This is a genomic window from Paenibacillus sp. T2-29, from assembly GCF_052921365.1.
On sequence record NZ_JBREVE010000008.1, the window covers coordinates 58805 to 78261 of the forward strand.

General features: G+C 44.7%; 19 protein-coding genes. 8 read left to right on the forward strand and 11 right to left on the reverse strand.

Going from position 1 to position 19457, the window contains the following annotated elements:
* Positions 1-12: 12 nt before the first annotated feature.
* Both ACU1JV_RS20260 and ACU1JV_RS20265 read left to right on the forward strand, forming a co-directional pair.
* Positions 13-588: a hypothetical protein gene (locus tag ACU1JV_RS20260; RefSeq protein ID WP_264217727.1), complete on the forward strand. Its 576-nt coding sequence runs from the start codon at positions 13-15 to the stop codon at positions 586-588.
* A 261-nt stretch (positions 589-849) separates the two neighbouring features.
* A complete protein-coding gene (locus ACU1JV_RS20265) occupies positions 850-1395 on the forward strand; it encodes a GNAT family N-acetyltransferase (protein ID WP_025674379.1) in 546 nt (181 codons plus the stop codon).
* A 50-nt stretch (positions 1396-1445) separates the two neighbouring features.
* On the opposite strand, the gene ACU1JV_RS20270 is transcribed toward ACU1JV_RS20265, so the two are convergent.
* Positions 1446-1778: a hypothetical protein gene (locus ACU1JV_RS20270; protein ID WP_025674377.1), complete on the reverse strand. Its 333-nt coding sequence runs from the start codon at positions 1776-1778 to the stop codon at positions 1446-1448.
* Between the two features lie 186 nt (positions 1779-1964).
* On the opposite strand from ACU1JV_RS20270, the gene ACU1JV_RS20275 reads away from it, so the two are divergent.
* A complete protein-coding gene (locus tag ACU1JV_RS20275) occupies positions 1965-2789 on the forward strand; it encodes an alpha/beta fold hydrolase (RefSeq protein WP_058711935.1) in 825 nt (274 codons plus the stop codon).
* 82 nt (positions 2790-2871) lie between these two features.
* On the opposite strand, the gene ACU1JV_RS20280 is transcribed toward ACU1JV_RS20275, so the two are convergent.
* The 3 genes from ACU1JV_RS20280 to ACU1JV_RS20290 all read right to left on the reverse strand — a co-directional run bounded on the left by ACU1JV_RS20280 (position 2872) and on the right by ACU1JV_RS20290 (position 6239).
* The gene (locus ACU1JV_RS20280) at positions 2872-3087 is read right to left on the reverse strand and encodes a cold-shock protein (protein WP_013308357.1); all 216 of its coding nucleotides are present in this window, start codon (positions 3085-3087) and stop codon (positions 2872-2874) included.
* Between the two features lie 131 nt (positions 3088-3218).
* Complete coding sequence (locus tag ACU1JV_RS20285) at positions 3219-3419, reverse strand: cold-shock protein (RefSeq protein WP_007428290.1); 201 nt, start codon at positions 3417-3419, stop codon at positions 3219-3221.
* Positions 3420-3803: 384 nt separating this feature from the next.
* A complete protein-coding gene (locus ACU1JV_RS20290) occupies positions 3804-6239 on the reverse strand; it encodes a LamG-like jellyroll fold domain-containing protein (protein WP_413987345.1) in 2436 nt (811 codons plus the stop codon).
* Positions 6240-6669: 430 nt separating this feature from the next.
* Between ACU1JV_RS20290 and ACU1JV_RS20295 the strand changes: the two genes are divergently transcribed.
* Positions 6670-7011 carry a DUF805 domain-containing protein gene (locus tag ACU1JV_RS20295; RefSeq protein ID WP_264217729.1) on the forward strand — a complete coding sequence of 114 codons (342 nt, stop codon included), beginning with the start codon at positions 6670-6672 and terminating at the stop codon, positions 7009-7011.
* Positions 7012-7302: 291 nt separating this feature from the next.
* Positions 7303-7701, forward strand: a complete 399-nt coding sequence (locus tag ACU1JV_RS20300; RefSeq protein ID WP_025674361.1) for a hypothetical protein — start codon at positions 7303-7305, stop codon at positions 7699-7701.
* A 76-nt stretch (positions 7702-7777) separates the two neighbouring features.
* Here the strand turns inward: ACU1JV_RS20300 and pyk are convergent, their stop codons facing one another.
* The gene (pyk, locus tag ACU1JV_RS20305; protein ID WP_413987344.1) at positions 7778-9193 is read right to left on the reverse strand and encodes a pyruvate kinase; all 1416 of its coding nucleotides are present in this window, start codon (positions 9191-9193) and stop codon (positions 7778-7780) included.
* Positions 9194-9371: 178 nt separating this feature from the next.
* On the opposite strand from pyk, the gene ACU1JV_RS20310 reads away from it, so the two are divergent.
* Positions 9372-10160, forward strand: a complete 789-nt coding sequence (locus ACU1JV_RS20310) for a helix-turn-helix domain-containing protein (protein WP_413987343.1) — start codon at positions 9372-9374, stop codon at positions 10158-10160.
* Positions 10161-10287: 127 nt separating this feature from the next.
* Here the strand turns inward: ACU1JV_RS20310 and ACU1JV_RS20315 are convergent, their stop codons facing one another.
* The 5 genes from ACU1JV_RS20315 to ACU1JV_RS20335 all read right to left on the reverse strand — a co-directional run bounded on the left by ACU1JV_RS20315 (position 10288) and on the right by ACU1JV_RS20335 (position 16678).
* Positions 10288-11706, reverse strand: a complete 1419-nt coding sequence (locus ACU1JV_RS20315; protein ID WP_013368965.1) for a sucrose-specific PTS transporter subunit IIBC — start codon at positions 11704-11706, stop codon at positions 10288-10290.
* 67 nt (positions 11707-11773) lie between these two features.
* Positions 11774-13249, reverse strand: a complete 1476-nt coding sequence (locus ACU1JV_RS20320) for a glycoside hydrolase family 32 protein (protein WP_413987342.1) — start codon at positions 13247-13249, stop codon at positions 11774-11776.
* Between the two features lie 169 nt (positions 13250-13418).
* Positions 13419-14441 (reverse strand): LacI family DNA-binding transcriptional regulator, encoded by a 1023-nt coding sequence (locus ACU1JV_RS20325; RefSeq protein WP_413987341.1) that lies wholly within the window; start codon positions 14439-14441, stop codon positions 13419-13421.
* Between the two features lie 166 nt (positions 14442-14607).
* Entirely contained in the window at positions 14608-15450 is an 843-nt protein-coding gene (locus ACU1JV_RS20330; RefSeq protein WP_413987340.1) for an aldo/keto reductase, read from the reverse strand.
* Positions 15451-15481: 31 nt separating this feature from the next.
* The gene (locus ACU1JV_RS20335; RefSeq protein ID WP_264217733.1) at positions 15482-16678 is read right to left on the reverse strand and encodes an MFS transporter; all 1197 of its coding nucleotides are present in this window, start codon (positions 16676-16678) and stop codon (positions 15482-15484) included.
* A gap of 140 nt (positions 16679-16818) precedes the next feature.
* Here ACU1JV_RS20335 and ACU1JV_RS20340 point away from each other — a divergent pair, with 140 nt between their 5' ends.
* Entirely contained in the window at positions 16819-17184 is a 366-nt protein-coding gene (locus ACU1JV_RS20340; RefSeq protein WP_413987339.1) for a winged helix-turn-helix transcriptional regulator, read from the forward strand.
* An 80-nt stretch (positions 17185-17264) separates the two neighbouring features.
* Here ACU1JV_RS20340 and adhP read toward each other — a convergent pair whose 3' ends face one another.
* Positions 17265-18281 carry an alcohol dehydrogenase AdhP gene (gene adhP / locus ACU1JV_RS20345; protein ID WP_013368958.1) on the reverse strand — a complete coding sequence of 339 codons (1017 nt, stop codon included), beginning with the start codon at positions 18279-18281 and terminating at the stop codon, positions 17265-17267.
* Positions 18282-18522: 241 nt separating this feature from the next.
* On the opposite strand from adhP, the gene ACU1JV_RS20350 reads away from it, so the two are divergent.
* A complete protein-coding gene (locus ACU1JV_RS20350) occupies positions 18523-19359 on the forward strand; it encodes a carbonic anhydrase (RefSeq protein ID WP_013368957.1) in 837 nt (278 codons plus the stop codon).
* Positions 19360-19457: the final 98 nt, after the last annotated feature.

Consider the following 19457-nt stretch of genomic DNA (forward strand, 5'->3'; position numbering starts at 1 on the left):
TGGAAAATGAAGATGAAGAGCACCAAGAAAGCAATTTTGGCCGGAACGTTGGCGTTGGCATTTTTAGGAGGCGGAGCGCTGTACTCCACAAGCGCAGCCCATGCTGCTTCAACTACACCTGATAAGGCTTCCACTGCAAACAAAGCACAGGCACCTAAGGGAAACCCCGGCGATGCTAACGGTCCACAAATCGCAGGAGGAAACTATGCTGAGAACAAGGCTCTCCTGAAACTATTAAAATTGTCCTCCAGTCAGTTGAATACACAGCTGAAAGCCGGTAAATCCCTTGCTACGATCGCCACAGCACAAGGCGTGAGCGTAAACTCCGTGATTGATGTGATGGTTTCGGATATGAAGTCAAAACTCGCTACGGAAAAACAAAACGGCAAGATTACCACAAGCGAATATAATCAACGTGTTTCCAACCTGAAGCAAATGATTACCGATATGGTGAATGGCGTTAAGCCCTCTAAGCCACCAGTAGACGGGGCTAAAGGAGAAACAGGTAAAGCTCCTGCTAAAACAGATGCGGCGGCCAAGGCTCCCGCCAAAACAAATACAGCTAAAGCCTCTGCTAAGCAAAAATAGCTACAGCTTCTGTTTTCCAAAAGCTGTAGCTCGATAAGTCATATTCGTAAAAACCATTTGTTAATCTGATACAGCCACTCCATAATAATAAAATCTCCATCCGGCTTCCCTGTACGGATCGAGAATGAATAAGCCTGTCCTCTACTGCGATACAACAGAAGAGGACAGGCTTATTTTTCATGCATTACATACAATATGTGGTAAACTAACATAAACCAGAGATCACATTTTTTATCCTGATTCAGGTAAAGGGAGTATGTAATGAAAATAAATAAACAGGAATTTAATGTACAAGGAGTAAGCTATACCATCAGATCAGCTATGATTCAGGATGCGATGAACTTGTCGGAAATCCGCGTACTAATTGATGGAGAGACTGAAAATTTAGACAGAGAGAAGGGAGAAGCATTCATAAGTACATCCGGTTTTGAACAGCTTATTAAAGCTGATACAGAGCATGCCAAAAATCTATTTTTAGTTGCGGTCGTTCATGATAAAGTCGTTGGATTTTCAAGATGTGAAGGTCATCTTCTGCGTCGATTCGCTCATAAAGTTGAATTCGGTGTGTGTGTACTAAAGGATTTCTGGGGTTATGGAATCGGTACGAATCTTTTGAAAAAATCTATTTCCTGGGCAGACTCCAACGGTATCCAGAAAATGACTCTACAAGTTTTGGAAACCAATAATAAAGCTATTGAGCTTTATAAAAAGCATGGATTTGAAATCGAAGGGTTATTAAAAAACGACAAAATTCTCTCAGATGGTCAATACTACAACACCATAATCATGGGAAGATTTCATAACTAAAAAAGATCCTGTTCCACAGGATCTTTCATCATTTCGGCGCGATATTGACCCTAGTAGCGATAATCATCGTAGGGATTGCGATTACGATAGTGATCTCGCGGCTGTTGGGCTGCGGTAATCATCAAAAATATGCCTGAGAGCAAGTGCATTAACCAGCCCACAAATGGAATCCACCCAACAACTGAGGTCACGATCCCTAAAATAGATCCATAATAAGCCTCTTTATTAGTCACCGATAGCACCAACGTAACAATGTGGAAAATCAACATAAAGAACAATACAGTATACGCAGAATTTATGACGAGCAGCCCGCCCAAAACAGGAATAGCAAAAAATAGCTCCAATCCGCCTGTGATCCATTTTAATGTTTTTGATGGTGTCATTGTTTCACTCTCCCAATGCTGTTTCATTCCATAAGTATATCCTATCCCCATGCAGGATGACATACATATATTACTAATTTCATACCTGCATAGCGACGATCTCACCCCTTTTTCGAATGAGCTAAGCCCTGGCTACATATATGTGAGAGAGAACGAAATTTCGTGATTTTTAAAGGGGGGAGCATCATGGGATATTATATTGAAGTGGAACGTGGCGTTAAGCTGTATGTAGAAGATATAGGAGAAGGCATCCCTGTTCTGATGGTGCACGGCTGGCCGCTGGACCATCGAATGTACGAATACCAGGTTGCCCTGTTGCCTGCTTACGGATACCGCTGTATTCAAGTAGATCTTAGGGGGTTCGGGAAGTCTGATCGACCATGGCATGGCTACCATTATGATCGACTGGCAGACGATCTCCTGGCTGTTATACAGGCCCTTCAATTAAGCCATATACGACTGATCGGCTTTTCCATGGGGGGAGCTATTGTTACGCGCTACATGAGTAGGCACCGGGGATGGGGTGTTGACCAGCTGATTTTGATCGGAGCTGCCACGCCTCGATTCACCCCAACCAGCGACTTTCCTTACGGTACTCCTGTCGCTGAGGTAGATAAACTCATCAAACAAGCCTATACAGATCGCCCACAACTGGTAACATCATTTGGCGAAATGTTATTCGCCAATCCCGTCAGCCAGAGTTTACGTGACTGGTTACGTGATCAGGGCTTCGCAGCGTCGGTTCATAGCATGGCTTGTACTTTGTATTCACTGCGTGACTCTGATTTACGGCCCGATTTGCCATGTATACACGTGCCTACGTGGATTCTGCACGGCAAGCTGGATCGAGTCTGCCCCTTCCCCCTAGCGATCCAAACTCAAAAAGGAATTGCCGGTTCCAGGCTTATTCCTTTCGAACGAAGTGGTCACGGTGTATTTTATGAAGCACTACCTGAATTTAATTCCACCTTACTGAGCATACTATCCCCATCCTCTTTACACCCTAATTGAAAGCCTGTTCTCAGAAAAACAAAAAAGACGCCTCAGCGCCGTTATGGCTATGGGGCATCTTTCACTACAAACATGTATCCGCTTAGGATTGTTTGGTATGATTAAAGCTCGTATTGTTTAAAACAGCCAGCTTTTTCTCGCCCTTCACCATGGCAGAACCGCAAATGGGGCATGTCGGCTCGACAGAAAAAGCGAAGTTATCCCGCATCCAGCCGTTGCATGTATCACTGGCGCAATTCCAAACTGTTGTTATTTCCTCAGGAATCTCATCCATTGGCTTTTTCCGTGAATTGTACATAAACATCCCTCTTTCTTCATGATTTATAAAGCGATAAGATGTAATCAGTTCAAAAACGGTCTTGTGAACAGATAAAAACAAATGCCCCAAACGCTATGTTCGGGGCATCTGAAGTAGGCTGTAATTTAAAATTACAGTTTTACAACGTTCTCAGCTTGTGGTCCACGGTTTCCTTCAACTACGTTGAATTCTACGCGTTGGCCTTCGTCCAAAGATTTGAAACCTTCGCCTTGGATTGCGGAGAAGTGTACGAATACATCGCTTCCACCTTCAACTTCGATGAAACCGAAACCTTTTTCTGCGTTAAACCATTTAACTGTACCTGTTTGCATGGAATTACCTCCAAAATATATTTATATGACCTTTATTTTTTACAAATAAAAATTCACATATTGCACAAGGTTATTTCAACCTAAAACAATAACCCTCTACAATATGTGAATCTCAGGTCACAATTTCAATATACTCATATTACCATAAGTGTATTGAAAACGCAAGCACTGGAGAATTTAATTTATGCAGAGTGCTCATGTCATCTATTGCTGCTTCAACCTGTCTTCATCAGACAAGAGTGAATCATCAACGCCTACTTAAAACATTATATCCGCAATTACCTCCTATTATACCAGTAATCAAGAAATAAATATACACAACGTTGCGCAGGAGATGAACTTCTTGAGAAAAAGTTCATCTCCTGCTTTATTTGCTCATTTTAGTTACAAATCCGCCAGTGCTTTAATTTCCTCTGCTGTCAGCGCTTTGTTATATAACTGTACCTCATCCAGGCTACCGTTAAAGTAAGCATCGGCAACAAAGCGGCTTTTACCGAGATACGCCTCGTTCGTCAGCAACTCATTGGGGTTAAAGGTAATACCGTCATTTACAGCTACTTCTTCACCATTTACATACAGCTTCCCTGTATTCCCCTCCAGTGTAACCGCCACATGGGTCCACTGGTTTAGAGGTAATGATGATTTGGAAAGCAAGCTCTGATCCGTACCTTCATGGATTATAAACTGGAGTACACCGCTTCCTTGGGAAGGGGTGAGGAACATATGGCGAGCCTGGCCGTTGCCGAAGTCAAAAATCCGTTGCCAAGCTGCTCCACCCTTCCAGTTCACCCAAGCGGAAAAGGTAAAGTCCTTCGCATCCGTTACCGTATTGGGCAGCTGCACGTAACCATCCTTGCCGTTCAGGGCAAGAGCACCGCCAAGCTTCCCGTCTTTGTCCCATGTGGCACCGCCATAGGTCTTACCGTCGAGTTGGTTGTATGTGCTGTCAACAACCGAGGTGCCTTGATCCTCACTCCACGAGTAACGTGCGAGCTGAGGACCCTGAGCCTGCTCAGGAACAATAGCTGTAAAGCTTTTCTTCGCTGTAGCTTTGTCCTTTTTAATAGTCGCCGTCAATGTAACTGCTGCAGGCTGGGAACCGGCTTCTGGACGGTACACTTCACCAGTGACAGAAATAGTCTCAGGGCGGGAGGATTCCCACGATATAGTAGTATCTTGTGCAGCTTGAGTAGGTAACGTGAGATCATAAAAAACGTTGCTCGTATCGCCTAGACTCAAATCCTTCTGCACCGCAGCTACAATCTTGCTGGCCTTCAGGTCAGGCTTTAGCGAGCCCCATACCGCAACACCCTTGGAGGACAATGCGGTAAAAGCAAGCGTCTTGGCTCCCGTGTCTGGATCACGGTGCCGCAGAAATACCCCTTTGTACTTCGCACCATCTGCTGTAATTTCCAGCTGATTGTCTGCCCCCAGCTTCCATGTACCGTTCACTCCGCCAGACAGTTTGCCACCGCGATCCAGATTGACGGTAACAGCTTGCTTAATATTGGCCGAAATTTCCTTCCCGTGATTTACATACGAGTATTGACCGATGACATCCTTCTCTGATAGCTTTTTCAGTGAAACCTCATCTCCTGTATAGCGATAAGGAGCAACTACAGGCCAATCGTCGGCGTTCATGAACATTTCATGTACACGCACTTCAAACTGCTCGCCTCTCCCCGGAAAACGGGAGTGAAAAATGACAAAATGCTTATTCGTCTTGGGATCATAATAAGCCGAGTTATGTCCAGGCGACACATAGCCCGTACCCAGCCCTGTTCCCGGATCGCCAATTTCTCTTGGAATCAAGTAATTACCTATTAACTTGACACCATATGGCTCAATGGAAGCGTCATCAAAAAGAGGTTTATCAGGATTCGCTTTAACCTTGATCATGTCGTTGCCCTCAGCATCGTAGAAAGGGCCATCCGGTGTTTTGGACCGAGCCACACGCAGGTTGTATCCGCCATCCGCTGACAATCCACCATAGGACAGGAACAAGTAGTAATAGTCCGTTTGCGGACTGTATTGTATGTACGGCCCCTCCATACGAGCATGGTTACCGCCCGTCAGCTTTTTCCCGTAGCCTTGGCCTGGCAGAGGCTTCCCTGTTTTTTCATCCATCTGCAAAATGAAAATGCCTCCGGAGTAGGAGCCATATACCATCCACAGCTTGCCGTTCTTATCATAGAAAGTGTCAGGGTCTACGGCATTGGGATGCTTGGTTGCGTCATAGATCGTCCCATCTTCACTCGGTTGACCCCACATGCCGGATTTCAGAAAAATCCCTTTATTCTTATAAGGTCCTTCAATTTTATCAGCAACTGCTAGGCCCATAGCTGAACGCGGGGAGTCACCTTTGCAAGCGTTATAGTACATATAGAACTTGCCATCCGCCAGTTGAATGACATCAGCTGCCCACAGCGTGTCTGTCTGCGCCCAATCCAGCGCTTCCTTTAATTCCTCTTTGACGTTGGGAATCAATGCATTACCATTTGCCACACCTGTCGCAATTGTATCCCAATTCATAAGGTCCTTGGACTTGGCAGCCGCCAGATGTGAGCCAAAAATGTAAAATGTGTCTTTCACTTTCAGGATGGATGGATCATGTACGGAAGTCTCCTTGAAGGAGACGGCCTTTTTACTTTGGCTTAAAACATTTTCCAGACCTTGAGCTTGAAGGGAAGTTTGCTCCACACTTTGAATCCCAGCTGTATCTGAATTGAGTGTTGACTCGGCGCCCACCAGAGAAGCAGGCAACAACAGCGCACCTGCCAGAGAAGCAGCCGTTACTTTACGAACAAATAATTGCTTCATAAATCAATCTCCTCTCGTTTTGAACATTCCTGATAACATAAAACAATAATGCATAAGACGGTCAGGATTATGTTTGTATTAACTTCCTCACTCTCAAATTAAATGTTGATCATCTCCTCCTTTGTATTAAAGCGCTTTCAAATAATTCGAAAAATAAAACCTCCTTCTATTAAGAAGGACGATTCAAACCAGATGGTTAATCGTATCTCTATATTATTCAATGGGTATGGAAAATTCAATATGTAATTTTATATTTTTATAAATAATTCATTTAATTATTAACATTAATAAATGTGTTGCTTTAATTCCTAGTTTAAAGTTATAATTTGACAAGTAAAATTCTATATGTTACCTGCCGATATATTTAAAAACAACTGTTTTATGATGACTATAATACAAATATTTACATTTTATGAGGAGGTGAAAATTTATGCAATGGTATTTAAAAGTGCTGCAAAACTATGTAGGATTTCAAGGTAGAGCAAGACGTACAGAATACTGGATGTTTACTTTGTTCAATGCGATAGCTGGCCTGGTATTATACTTGTTGGATTTCCTCTTGGGACTTCCTTTCGTATTGTCATTTATCTATGGCTTGGCTGTTTTGTTACCGTCTCTGGCAGTTCTTTTCCGCAGACTACACGACACGGGCAAAACCGGGTGGTGGATTCTGATCGCTTTGGTTCCTTTTGGGAGCATTGTGCTGCTTGTATTCACATGTCTAGACAGTCAGCCTGGCGACAATAAGTATGGGAAAAACCCTAAATTGTAATTTGATGTAGTTGTCTAAAACCTCTTTCACTTTTGTGAAGGAGGTTTTTTTCATATCCTCTTTTTGTCATCTGCGAATTTTTTTAGCGCTACCTGTTTACAATCTTCTCTTTTAGTTTATTTTAAACGAGTATTAAGCTGGCGCTAAGATTGGGCGTGTATGATGTATTTAAGAATCTGGTAACTACATAGGCCGGATGGGCTAAAGGCATAAACATCACTCCCGTTGGATATCCATATACCGTTCCACCCCGTCAGAAATTTAATGAAACACAAAAGGAGATTTACACTTATGAATCGAAAACGAATGTTGGTCATCTGCACACTGTTGCTGGCGTTATCTATTGGGCAGTCATCCACTTGGGGAAGTCGGGCTAATGCTGCTGCACTGGCTCCAGAGAGAGCCCTTCATGTACAAGACAATGAAGCTTCCAAGGATGATGACTTGTTGAAAACACTGGGTATATCCTCCGATGAGCAATTATATGATGCATTATATAACGGTCAAACCTTGGCTGATATTGCACAAACCAATAATCAGGATGCTCAGGCTATCGTTGATTTACAGGTAGCTCAGTTGACGGAGCAGTTGGATCAACGACTGGCCAATAAGAGCATTACCCTTGAGCAATACCAAGCCCATAAGGCAGAACTGACACAAGTCGTTGCCAAAAGTGTGTTCGGCCTTTAAGCCTAGGACACGACCGAACATCAAAAAGGCGCTGAACCCATAGAGGATCAGCGCCTTTTTTTGTATTTGATGTAACTTACGCTTGATATACCCGAATCAGATTGGTAGTGCCCGCCTCAGCGACAGGAACACCTGCTGACAGGACTACAGTATCTCCTTTATGGATATAACCTGCATTCAGCGCGTTACGGATGGAAGATTCGAACATTTCATCCGTTGTGGCTACCTTATCCCCTTTAATCGGGAATACACCGGACAACAGGCAAATTTTAGCGAATACCGTGTTATTCGGAGTAACCGCAATGATCGGTGCCTTCGGACGATATTTGGACACCATACGAGCCGTGAATCCACTGGCAGTCGAGGTAATAATCGCTTTGGCATCCAGCTCCAGAGATGAACTCACCGCACCCTGACTAATGACTTCAGTAATGTTGGTGCTTTGGCGTGCTCTGCGCTTATCGAACTGCTCCTGGTAATCCAATTGGGATTCTGCACTGGCAGCTACCGCAGCCATGGTCCGTACGGATTCAACAGGATATTTACCTGCAGCAGATTCGCCCGACAGCATCACTACGTCAGCTCCCTGCATAACGGCATTGAACACGTCACTAACTTCAGCTCTCGTCGGACGCGGGTTCACCTGCATGGACTCCAACATGTGAGTAGCGACAATAACGGGCTTACCGACCAGATTACACTTGTCGATCATTTCTTTTTGCATCACAGGCACGTCTTGAATCGGCACTTCCACGCCCAGGTCGCCACGAGCTACCATAATACCGTCCGAAGCTTTGATGATATCATCCAGGTTTTCCATGCCTTCGGCATTTTCAATTTTGGAATAAATCTGTACGTGCTCGGCATGATGTCCCTTCAAAATCTCACGGATTTCACGGATGTCGTCGCCTTTACGCACAAAAGAAGCCGCAATAAGCTCGATACGCTGCTCCACCCCAAATTGAATGTGCTTCACGTCGCGCTCTGTTACGCCTGGAAGAGTTGTATGAATCCCTGGCAGATTCACACCTTTTCTCGGCTTCAAAATACCGCCGCTTACGATATTACAAATCATCTCGGTTCCTTCGATGGAGGTTACAGTCAGATCAACCAAACCGTCGTCGATGAGAATGCGGTCACCTGCTTTGATATCCTTCGGCATATCTGGGTAATTCACCGAAATACGATGCTCGTCCCCCAAAATCTCTTCCGTGGTCAGAATGAGCTGGCTGCCTGGCTTCAGTAGAACAGATGCCTCTTTCAGCTTGCCAATCCGTATTTCCGGTCCTTTAATATCCATCATGACAGGGATACAGGTATTCATTTCCTTCGCTGCCTGTCTTACATTTTCAATACGTTTAACATGATCCTCCAGCTCCCCATGAGCCATGTTTAAGCGAGCTACCGTCATACCAGCCTGGATCATTTCTTTTAACAAATCAATGGAGTCACAAGCAGGTCCCATAGTACAAATAATTTTCGTTTTAAGCATAGTAATGTCATCCTCCTGAATGTCTTTACTGTATGGCTTCTATTCCACTTTGCTTCTCTATCTACATTAAACTTATATTCTTCTATTCTACCTGTACCCGTGCACCAAGACTATGAACTATAGTATGATGAATGTACTACAGTATAGTGAATGTTGAAGACATCGGGGAGTGAGTTTCATGATTACATTGGTGGATATACGGCAGGACAACGGTGTGGACTGGTATGAAAAGACTGGCGCAAATAGCGACCACGATGACTTACTGTTCATTTTGGTCACCTTTGGCAAATGTGTATATTGGGTGAACGATTGCAAGTTCATTCTTGGCAAGGGTGAAGCACTGCTTTTACCCGCCCATCTGAACTACTATGGTAAGAGTATTCCTACGCTTTTCCATACCAAGTATGTGATACATTGCCGCAAAACATGTACGAACAGCGCACTTCCCATACTGAATACAGAGCAGCCGTTATTGATCAAACCAGGATGCTACGATATGCTGCATGAACGGATCAAATCGATGTATTATCAATGGACAGAACACCCAAGCTACTATACTCTGATGGCTGACTGTCTGCTGACCGAGGCCATGATTTATATGAACCAGGAATGGGACAAAGGCGCCATTTCTTGCGATAAAGAGCGGCATGTGGAACATATGAAACAGTATATACAGAATCACTACAGGGAAAAGGTAACCAAAGAAGAGCTTGGCGACGCCATCCACAAAACCCCAAACTATGCGGCGACACTGCTGCGTGAGGTCACACGCCAAACGATTAGCGAGCATGTACATACGCAACGTATTAAAACCGCCATTTACATGTTGACGGAGTCGCGGCTAACGATTCGTGAAATTTCGGAGTATGTGGGCTATAGCGATGTTTCCTATTTTCATCGGATCTTCAAACGCTTAACAGGCTGTTCCCCGTCCGAATTTCTGGATGAACGTTCCTCCATCGTCTAATCTATAGCCTGAAGCGGAATTTCATAGATTAAAAAAATGGTCGCCCTACATGGAATTCATGTAAAAGCGACCATTATCATATACTTACGCGCATGAATCTGCGTGTATTTGGGCTGACTGGATGATATTATTTGGAGGAGCCCGCTGTTTTCACTTTATCCAGCATTTTATCACTAAAGCCAAACATCCAAGTCAGGACAAAAGATACAGCCATAGCAGCCAAGTTCGCCAAAATGTAAAGCGGAAGCTGATGGTTCATGTAGAGCAACGTACCCGGAATAACTGTAACCGCCATCCCTGTAGCCGCCAAATGGAAGACTGAAGCAATAAAACCACCAACCGCTCCGCCGATGAGACCCATGACAAAAGGCTTCATATATCTCAGATTGACTCCGAAGATAGCCGGCTCTGTAATCCCCAGGAAAGCAGAGAACGAAGAAGGAAGCGCCAACGCTTTCAGCTTGCTGTCCTTCGTTTTCAGACCAACCGCCAGGCAGGCAGCTCCCTGTGCAGCCATTGCGCAGGTAATAATAGCATTGAAGGCATTTACGCCGTTCTTTTCAAGCAGTTGGATCTCCAGAAAATTAAATATATGATGCACACCTGTAACGACGATAATCTGATGCAAAAAGCCGATGACGATCCCTGCAATACCGAAAGGCAAATCAAGTACAAATATTGTTCCGTGCAGCACCCATTCTTCAAGTGAATGGAATACTGGACCGATAGCAAACAGTCCCAAAGTGATCATAATCAACAGTGTTAAAAACGGTGTCAAAATCAGATCCAGCGCTTCAGGCACCCGTTTACGCAGCGCCCGCTCCAGTTTGGCTCCGATCAAACCCACGAAGAAGGCTGGCAATACTGAGCCCTGATAGCCCACCACTGGAATGAATCCGAACATCGTCAACGGATGAGCTGAGCCGTCCGCAACACTATACGCGTTAGGCAAAGCCGGGTTTACCAGCATCAGACCGAGAACGATACCCAGCACCGGACTACCGCCGAATACTCTAAAGGCTGACCATGCGACTAACGCAGGCAGAAAGGCAAAAGCCGTATCCGTTAATACCTGTGTATATAATAAAAAGTTAGGTGAAATATCCTGCGGCGTCATACCGAGCAGAGCGAGAATTTGCGGCTGAGTGAGCAAACCGCGCAGTCCCATAAACAACCCCGTAGCGACCAGTACTGGAATAATCGGTACAAACACATCGCCAAAGGTGCGAATGGACCGCTGGAAGACGTTGCCCTCCTTTTTCGCCTGACTCTTCACCTCTTCTTTAGATGAACCCGTCACGCCAAGCTTTTCAACCTCTTCAAAAATCCGATTTACCGTTCCTGTACCAAAAATAATCTGATATTGACCTGAATTGAAGAAAGCACCCTTAACCTTGTCGATCTCTTCAACTTTTTTCTGATCAATCTTCTCCTTATCATGCACCATAATCCGTAAGCGCGTTGCACAGTGAGCAAACGAAGCGATATTCTCCTTTCCACCGATCGCCTCGATCACTTCTTTAGCTATCTCTCTGTTTTCCGCCATGATGTTCATCCCCTCGTTCATTCCGTTATGTTTGATGATTAACGATCCACTTGATGAATTAGCCTACTCATGTAAAATTCCATTTTACCGCTTGGAAGAGAGCCTCTCCCTTGTCGGCAAAAAAGCGTATTTCGTCACTCTCTCGGTGCGGAAAAATACGACTGGTGAACACTTCTTCCCCATCATTGACGAAAATCTCAACCGAAGATGTATCTACAAACAGATGAAGTTTGATATGATCTTTATCCCATGCACACTGCCGCACTTCACCATACTCAGCGGCTACAGGCTCACCTGATTGCGAACGGTCCAATACAAGTTTGCGGCTGACGGCGTTATATTTTATCACCGTTTTCTCCGTCTCACTCGCACGGAATTCGATACCAAATGCCTTCGCATCCAAAAGATCTACTTCACAGATCAGCTCATACGCTGTACCTTTAAATCCTTCATAGGTTTTGCTCTCTGAAGACAACGTATCAGCTACCCGATCCTCACTATTTCTACGCAATGTGGTTAGTTCTGGGATTGGCCGCTGCAAGAGTTTCCCCTCATGAAGCGTAAGTTCTCTCGGTAACGTCAGACAATGGGCCCATCCGTTCGGATCTGTCGGGTATTCGATATCCGGCAGCCCCATCCAGGCCACCATAATACGCCGCCCCTGCGGGTCAATCATCGTCTGTGGTGCATAGAAATCAAAGCCTCTATCGAGCTCGTGGAATGCGCCATGCTCCAGTGTTCTTGTCTCTGTATTCAGCAGTTTGCCGATGACGTAGCCCGATTGATAAATGTTGTGGTTTTCGTCCCCTGAAGGCTCCAAGCCCTGTGGAGAAAAGACCAAGACCCCTGCTCCGTTCAGTTCAAAATAATCTGGACATTCCCACATATATCCAAACGATTCCAGCCCGGTGTTCAGTTCCCCCTCGAACTGCCAAGTATGAAGATCGGTTGAACGATAAAGGACAGCGCAGCCTGTTGAATTCGTTCTCTGGGCACCAATCACACAGTAGAAACTATCGCCGTCCTTCCACAGCTTGGGATCTCGAAAATGATCTGTATAGCCTTCTGGTACATGGTCAATAACAGGATGCTCCCACTTGGTAATGCGACCGCTCTCATCCATCACAGCCATGCATTGATAAGGATGTCTAATCCAGTTTTCGTCTCTTGTATTTCCTGTATACATCATGTATAACTTGTCCTCATGCTCTAGCGCGCTGCCGGAATAAGCCCCATGCGAGTCGAAATCGTCCCCAGGTGTGATGCCAATGCCTGCACTATGCCATGTGACCAAATCTTTGGATTTCAAATGATACCAATATTTCATCCCATGATCGGTTCCGAGCGGGAACCACTGATAAAATAAATGGTATTCACCTTGATAATATGAAAATCCATTCGGATCATTGAGTAAACCTGTCGGTGGCTGGATATGAAACGACTGTCGCCACTGACATTGCTCCACCTTTTTCTGCAAGCTCGCTATTTCACCGGGCTCTGCCTGCTCGATCAATCGATACTTTTGTTCTTTTGTCATTTTCATAGGTGTACCTCATTTTTTAAAAACTTAGATTTAGGGAACCGGTTCCAAATATTATAACGGAACCGGTTCCTATACGATTAAAAAAAATACTCATCCATGGAGTTGCAACCGATTCCAATTGTGCAAGAGTAAAATGGAACCGGTTTCGAAGAAATTATAATCCACTTGTTTAACGTTTGTCAACGCTTTCTCTTTCAATAAGGGAATAATCCATGACTATCACTTGCTCTACCGTTTTATGTTCTACCAGCCGTACAATATTTTGTGCTGCTACACGTCCAGCCTCCATATACGGATATTGAACAGTTGTTAGCGCAGGGTGAATGACCTCCGTAATATCGTATCCCCCAAAGCCAGTTACCGACAAATCCGACGGAATGGTAATTCCTCTGGAATAAGCCGCGTTGATTACCCCAAGCGCGATATTATCTGTAGCACACACCATTAACGATGGTTTGAATTGGTCCAAAATGGCGGATGCAGCAATCCGTGCATCGGACATTTTAAACCCGGTTTCATAGTATCTGATATCATATCCTGCGGCTCGCATCGCCTCGTCCGTACAACACGCAGCAGGTAATGCATCGCGAATAGCCTGCCTAAAGCCCTCTTTGCGTTGCACACCGACAGCAACATCCCTTTCAGTCACACCGACATAGGCAATTTCACGGTGGCCCTGTGACAGGACATATGCACCGATATCATATCCGGCACGATAATCATCATGGATAAGGCTATGGATCTGCTCATGTTGTTGGCCCACCAGCAATACCGGAATACTGATGTCTCGAATCGCGGTCAGATGGTCGTCTGTAATTTGAGCAGCCAGCAGAATGATACCTGAAATTTTTTGCCGTGCGAACTCATAGATCGCTTCGATTTCACGTTTTACATCCTGACTCGTATTAGAGATCAACATCTGGTAATGCTGGGAACGCAGCTCCTCGTCAATCCCCATTAACGTATGAGATGTGGCAAAAGAATCCAGCCGTGGCACGACGGTTCCGATAATGTTGGTTCGTTTTGCCTTTAGACTCTGGGCAAAGGTATTGGGCACATACCCCGTGGCTTTGACCACCTTTTCAATTTTACGTCTCGTATCCAGGCTGACAGACCCACCGTTCAAAAAACGGGATACCGTGCTCTTGGATACACCAGCCATTTGGGCTATATCTGCAATCGTCTTATTCATGAGGTCCCCCGGAGATTTTCATTTTCATAAGTGTCCAAAACTTCTCATTTTATATAAATCTATAATACCATATGGCGGGATTGGATTGCTGTAGCTCCAAACTCATCATACACAAAAAGCCGTCCCCTCCATGAAGAAGGAAACGGCGGTTCATGATGAACTGAATTTAAAAATCGAAGTTATCCGGATCAGGACCTACCCGAAGATTGGCATTTAACGCCTGAATTTGATCCATATCCTCACGCGTCAATTCAAAGTCAAAAATATCGGCATTTTCGACGATTCGATGTGCCTTGGTGGACTTGGGAATAGTGACGACTCCTTGCTGTACATCCCAGCGTAAAATCACTTGAGCCACCGATTTACCGTACTTGTTTGCTATGTCTTGCAGTACCGGATGATCGAGCAATTGGCCTTGCATGAGCGGGGACCAGGCTTCCATTTGGATGTTGTTCTTTTGACAGAATTGCAGCAGCTCGGCTTGAGTTAATTGCGGGTGGAATTCCACCTGATTGACCATTGGCTTGATTTCTGCATCCTTCATGAGATCTTCCAAATGATGAATTTGGAAGTTGCTGACTCCAATTGCCTTAATCCGTCCTTCTTTATACAAGGACTCCAAAGCTCTCCATGCTTCTTTGTACTTCCCTTGAACCGGCCAATGAATCAGATATAGATCCAGATAGTCCAGTCCCAACTTGTCTAGGCTTGCTTCATAAGCGGCTCGTGTCTCTTCATAGCCTAAATCTGCATTCCACACTTTGGACGTGACGAACAGATCTTTTCTGGATAGATTATTCTCCGAGAGGGCTTCCTGAATAGCCTGTCCTACACTGTTTTCATTTGCATAGATTGCCGCTGTATCTATACTGCGGTAGCCATGCTTTACAGCAGCCTTTACAGCATTGACGAGCTCTGAACCTTCCTCCACTTTAAATACTCCGATGCCAAACCAAGGCATACGAACTCCGTTGTGCAATGTTGTTGTGCTTTGTAGGTTTTGTGTCATTTTGTAACTTCCTCTCTATTTTTTAAAAGTTTTAGCCTACCAAGGCGGTTGTATCCCTTTTTCCGAGCATACGACTCCAGGCTGTCAGTAGAACCGCAACAAAAACCATTACCCCACCGACCCAAGTCGTATGCATGAGACCCAGTGAATCCGTCACCATTCCTCCCACATATGCTCCAATTGCGATCCCTGCGTTGAAGGCCGCAATATTAACAGCAGAGGCGACATCGACAGCTTTGGGTGCAAAACGTTCGGCTAACATGACTACATATACCTGTAGACCAGGCACATTCATAAACGCAAGCAATCCCATAAAGAAAATCGTTATCAGGCCTGCCGTTTGAAATGGCACGGTAAACCATAACAGAAACAGGATCACGGCTTGAATGAGAAACATATAAAATAAAGCTGAAAGCGGTCTGCGATTCGCAGCTTTTCCACCGATAACATTCCCGATAGCAATGGCGATTCCATACAATAAGAGAATGAGCGTTACCGTATTTTGTCCAAAACCGGTTATGTCGTGAAGTAATGGAGATAAATAAGTAAACACGACGAATGTGCCTCCGTATCCCAAGGCAGTAATGATAAATGCAAGTAGCAAGCGACCATTCGTAACCAGTTTGACCTGCTCGCTGAAAGGAGTCTTATTTCCTTTTCGAAGCGTAGAAGGCAGCAGAATCAGATTGGCAATGAGGGCCACAACACCGACGACCACAATGGCCATAAATGCAGCCCGCCAACCCCATTGCTGCCCAACGTAGGTGCCCAACGGTACCCCTGTGACGGTGGCAACGGTCAAGCCAGAGAACATAATAGAAATAGCACTCGCCCGCCGATCATCGGGAACAAGGTCAGCCGCGATGGTGGACCCGATGGACATGAACACCCCATGGGAGAACGCCGAGATTACACGTGCAATCAGCAGCAGGGTGATTCCGCTAGAAACCGCTGCAAGGCTGTTGCCTGCTATAAATACAATCATGATCCACAGCAGCAGCGTTTTACGAGGAACACTCGATGTTAATGAGGTCAACACAGGTGCCCCAATGGTAACCCCTAATGCATACAGCGTTACGGTTAGTGCGGACATCGTTACGGATATGTGCAAGTCTTCAGCGATCAGGGGAAGCAGTCCTACACTGATGAACTCAGTTGTCCCAATGGCAAAGGCGCTTACGGCTAAAGCCAGTAATGGCCAGATACTTCGCTTGGATTCTGGCGACATGTTTTTCACTCCTATCTATAGTAATCTTCGACCAGCAGATGTTATTATGAGTTATTCAATCAATTATGAACAGTACGTACTTTTTAGTGATATAGGTACCAAAAAGTACCCTACTGGTGACATACACGGAGGGATCGGCATTGGGAAAGAAAAAATACAATATCTCTGTTGAGGCGACATTAGAGGTAATCGGGGGAAAATGGAAGTGTGTGATTCTGTGTCATTTGACCCATGGAAAAATGCGGACAAGTGAATTAAAGCGAATGATGCCTTCTATAACACAAAAAATGCTGACTCAACAGCTTCGTGAATTAGAGGAAGACGGCATTGTCAATCGAATTAGCTATAATCAGGTTCCACCCAAAGTGGAGTACGAGCTTAGTGAATATGGATGTAGTTTGAAAAGCATTTTGGATTCACTTTGTGCCTGGGGAGATAGACATATTATTAAAGAATACGGGGATAAATCCGCGGTTTTGGAGGATAATATTCTGAATAAGCTGTAAAGTAAAAAAAAGCGTCTGCAATAGATCAGCAGGCGCTTTCTCTCTCTTAGAATTCCAAGAGTTACGAATTGGACATCATGTTATTTTGTGAAATCAATGACCATACGTCCTTGGATTTTGCCATGCTCCATCTCTTCGAAGATCTCATTGATGTCTTCAAGCGGACGTTTTTGTACAAGAGGTACAACTTTACCTTCTGCAGCGAACTGGAATGCTTCTTTAAGGTCTTCACGAGTACCGACCAAGGAGCCGATTACTTGAATGCCGTCCAGAACCAGACGCGGAATGTCGAGATCCATCTTATCAGTTGGAAGACCTACAGCTACGACACGCGCGCCAGCCTTTACAACGTCAATGGCTTGGTTGAAAGGTGTTTTGGCAACAGCAGTAACTACGGTTGCATCCAGACCAGCACCGTTGGTTAATTCCTTAGCTCGGGCGACTGGATCTTCTTTCATGCTGTTAACAATATAGTCAGCACCAATTTTTTTGGCCAGTTCGAGTTTTTCATCACTGATGTCAAAGGCTACAACTTTAGCATTGAACACATTTTTTGCGTATTGTACAGCCAGGTTACCCAAACCGCCAATACCAAAGATACCGATCCATTGTCCTGGTCTGATATCACTCACTTTAACAGCTTTATAGGTTGTAACCCCTGCGCAAGTTACACTGCTTGCAGCAGCAGGATCAAGATTATCTGGTACTTTGACCGCATAGTCAGCTGTGACAATACATTGTTCTGCCATTGCACCATCTACCGTGTATCCGGCATTTTTAACTTCACGACACAAAGTTTCTCGTCCGGTTAAACAATATTCGCAGTGACCGCAGCTTTCGAACATCCAGGCAATACTTACGCGATCGCCAACTTTAAGGCTGGTTACTCCTTCACCTAATTCAATGACTTTCCCAATACCTTCATGTCCCAGAACTCTGCCTGTGACATCACCGAAATCTGCATTTTTTACGTGTAAATCTGTGTGGCAAACCCCGCAATATTCAACTTGGACTAACGCTTCCCCATGTTTCAGGGAGCGCAAAGGTTTCTCTTCTACACTAACTTTCTTGTCTTTTGTAACAATCGCTGCTTTCATGTAGATCTCTCCTTTGAGTGGATATGGAATTATTTTGTAATGCACACCCCACTATTATAGTTACTTCCCCCAAAGAGGACAAACAAATATTTCACCACTCCATTATTCTCTCTACACCCGGTAATAATAAGCAACCAGTTCTACCTTTTTCCTAAGTCCTTGTACCCTTGCAGGAACTTTGTACAATAATTTACAATGTAAAAAGTTTCACATAATCTATTTGGAAGAAGGATAAAGAAACATGAAAAAACACTGGAGAGGTTGCTTGTTCAGCATATTTTCCATAATCTTGGCATTGTCGGTAACAGGATGTACACCATCCGCCACTTCTAGTACTACTAGCGCAACATCATCATCATCCGCTAACAACGTACATGCAGTTGTTCAGAAAAGCCCGCACTGGTCCTACGAAGGGGATGAAGGACCCGAGCATTGGGGGGAGCTGGAAAAGGATTTTGTCGCTTGTGGTAATGGTCAGGAACAGTCTCCCATCAACATAGAGCATTCCCATCTGGAAGCTTCGCATACGCAGCAACCGCTACAGGTTCATTATTCAACCACTAAAGTATCCATACTAAATAATGGACACACCGTCCAAGTCAATGCAGCTAGTCCCAGCAATGATATTGTCGTGGATGGCACAAAATTCACTCTAAAGCAGTTTCATTTTCATCATCCAAGTGAACACCAAATAGATGGTAAAAATGCTGAAATGGAGCTTCATTTTGTTCATCAAAGCGACACCGGAAGCACAGCCGTCTTAGGCGTTCTTATTCAAAGCGGCAAAGAAAACAAGGCTTTTAATCGCATCTGGTCCAAACTGCCGAAAGATATTTCCCAAGAAGCGGTTCTGGATGAGGATGTAAATCTCGCTGCGCTGCTGCCAAAAGACCTTCACTCCGTTCGCTACAACGGGTCGCTGACTACCCCGCCATGCACAGAACATGTGAATTGGACGGTATTGGAACAGCCTATTGAAATGTCGGCAGACCAAATTAAACAGTTTGCTGCCATTTTTCCCGATAACCATCGTCCTGTACAACAACTGGGAACCCGTGAGCTGAAGGCCGATAAATAATAAAATATAGTGCCCTAAGATGTAAGGTGCATTTATATCTAATACAAACAAGAAGCCTCCTCTGTTCATCTGAATAGAGGGGCTTCTTGTTATTAAAG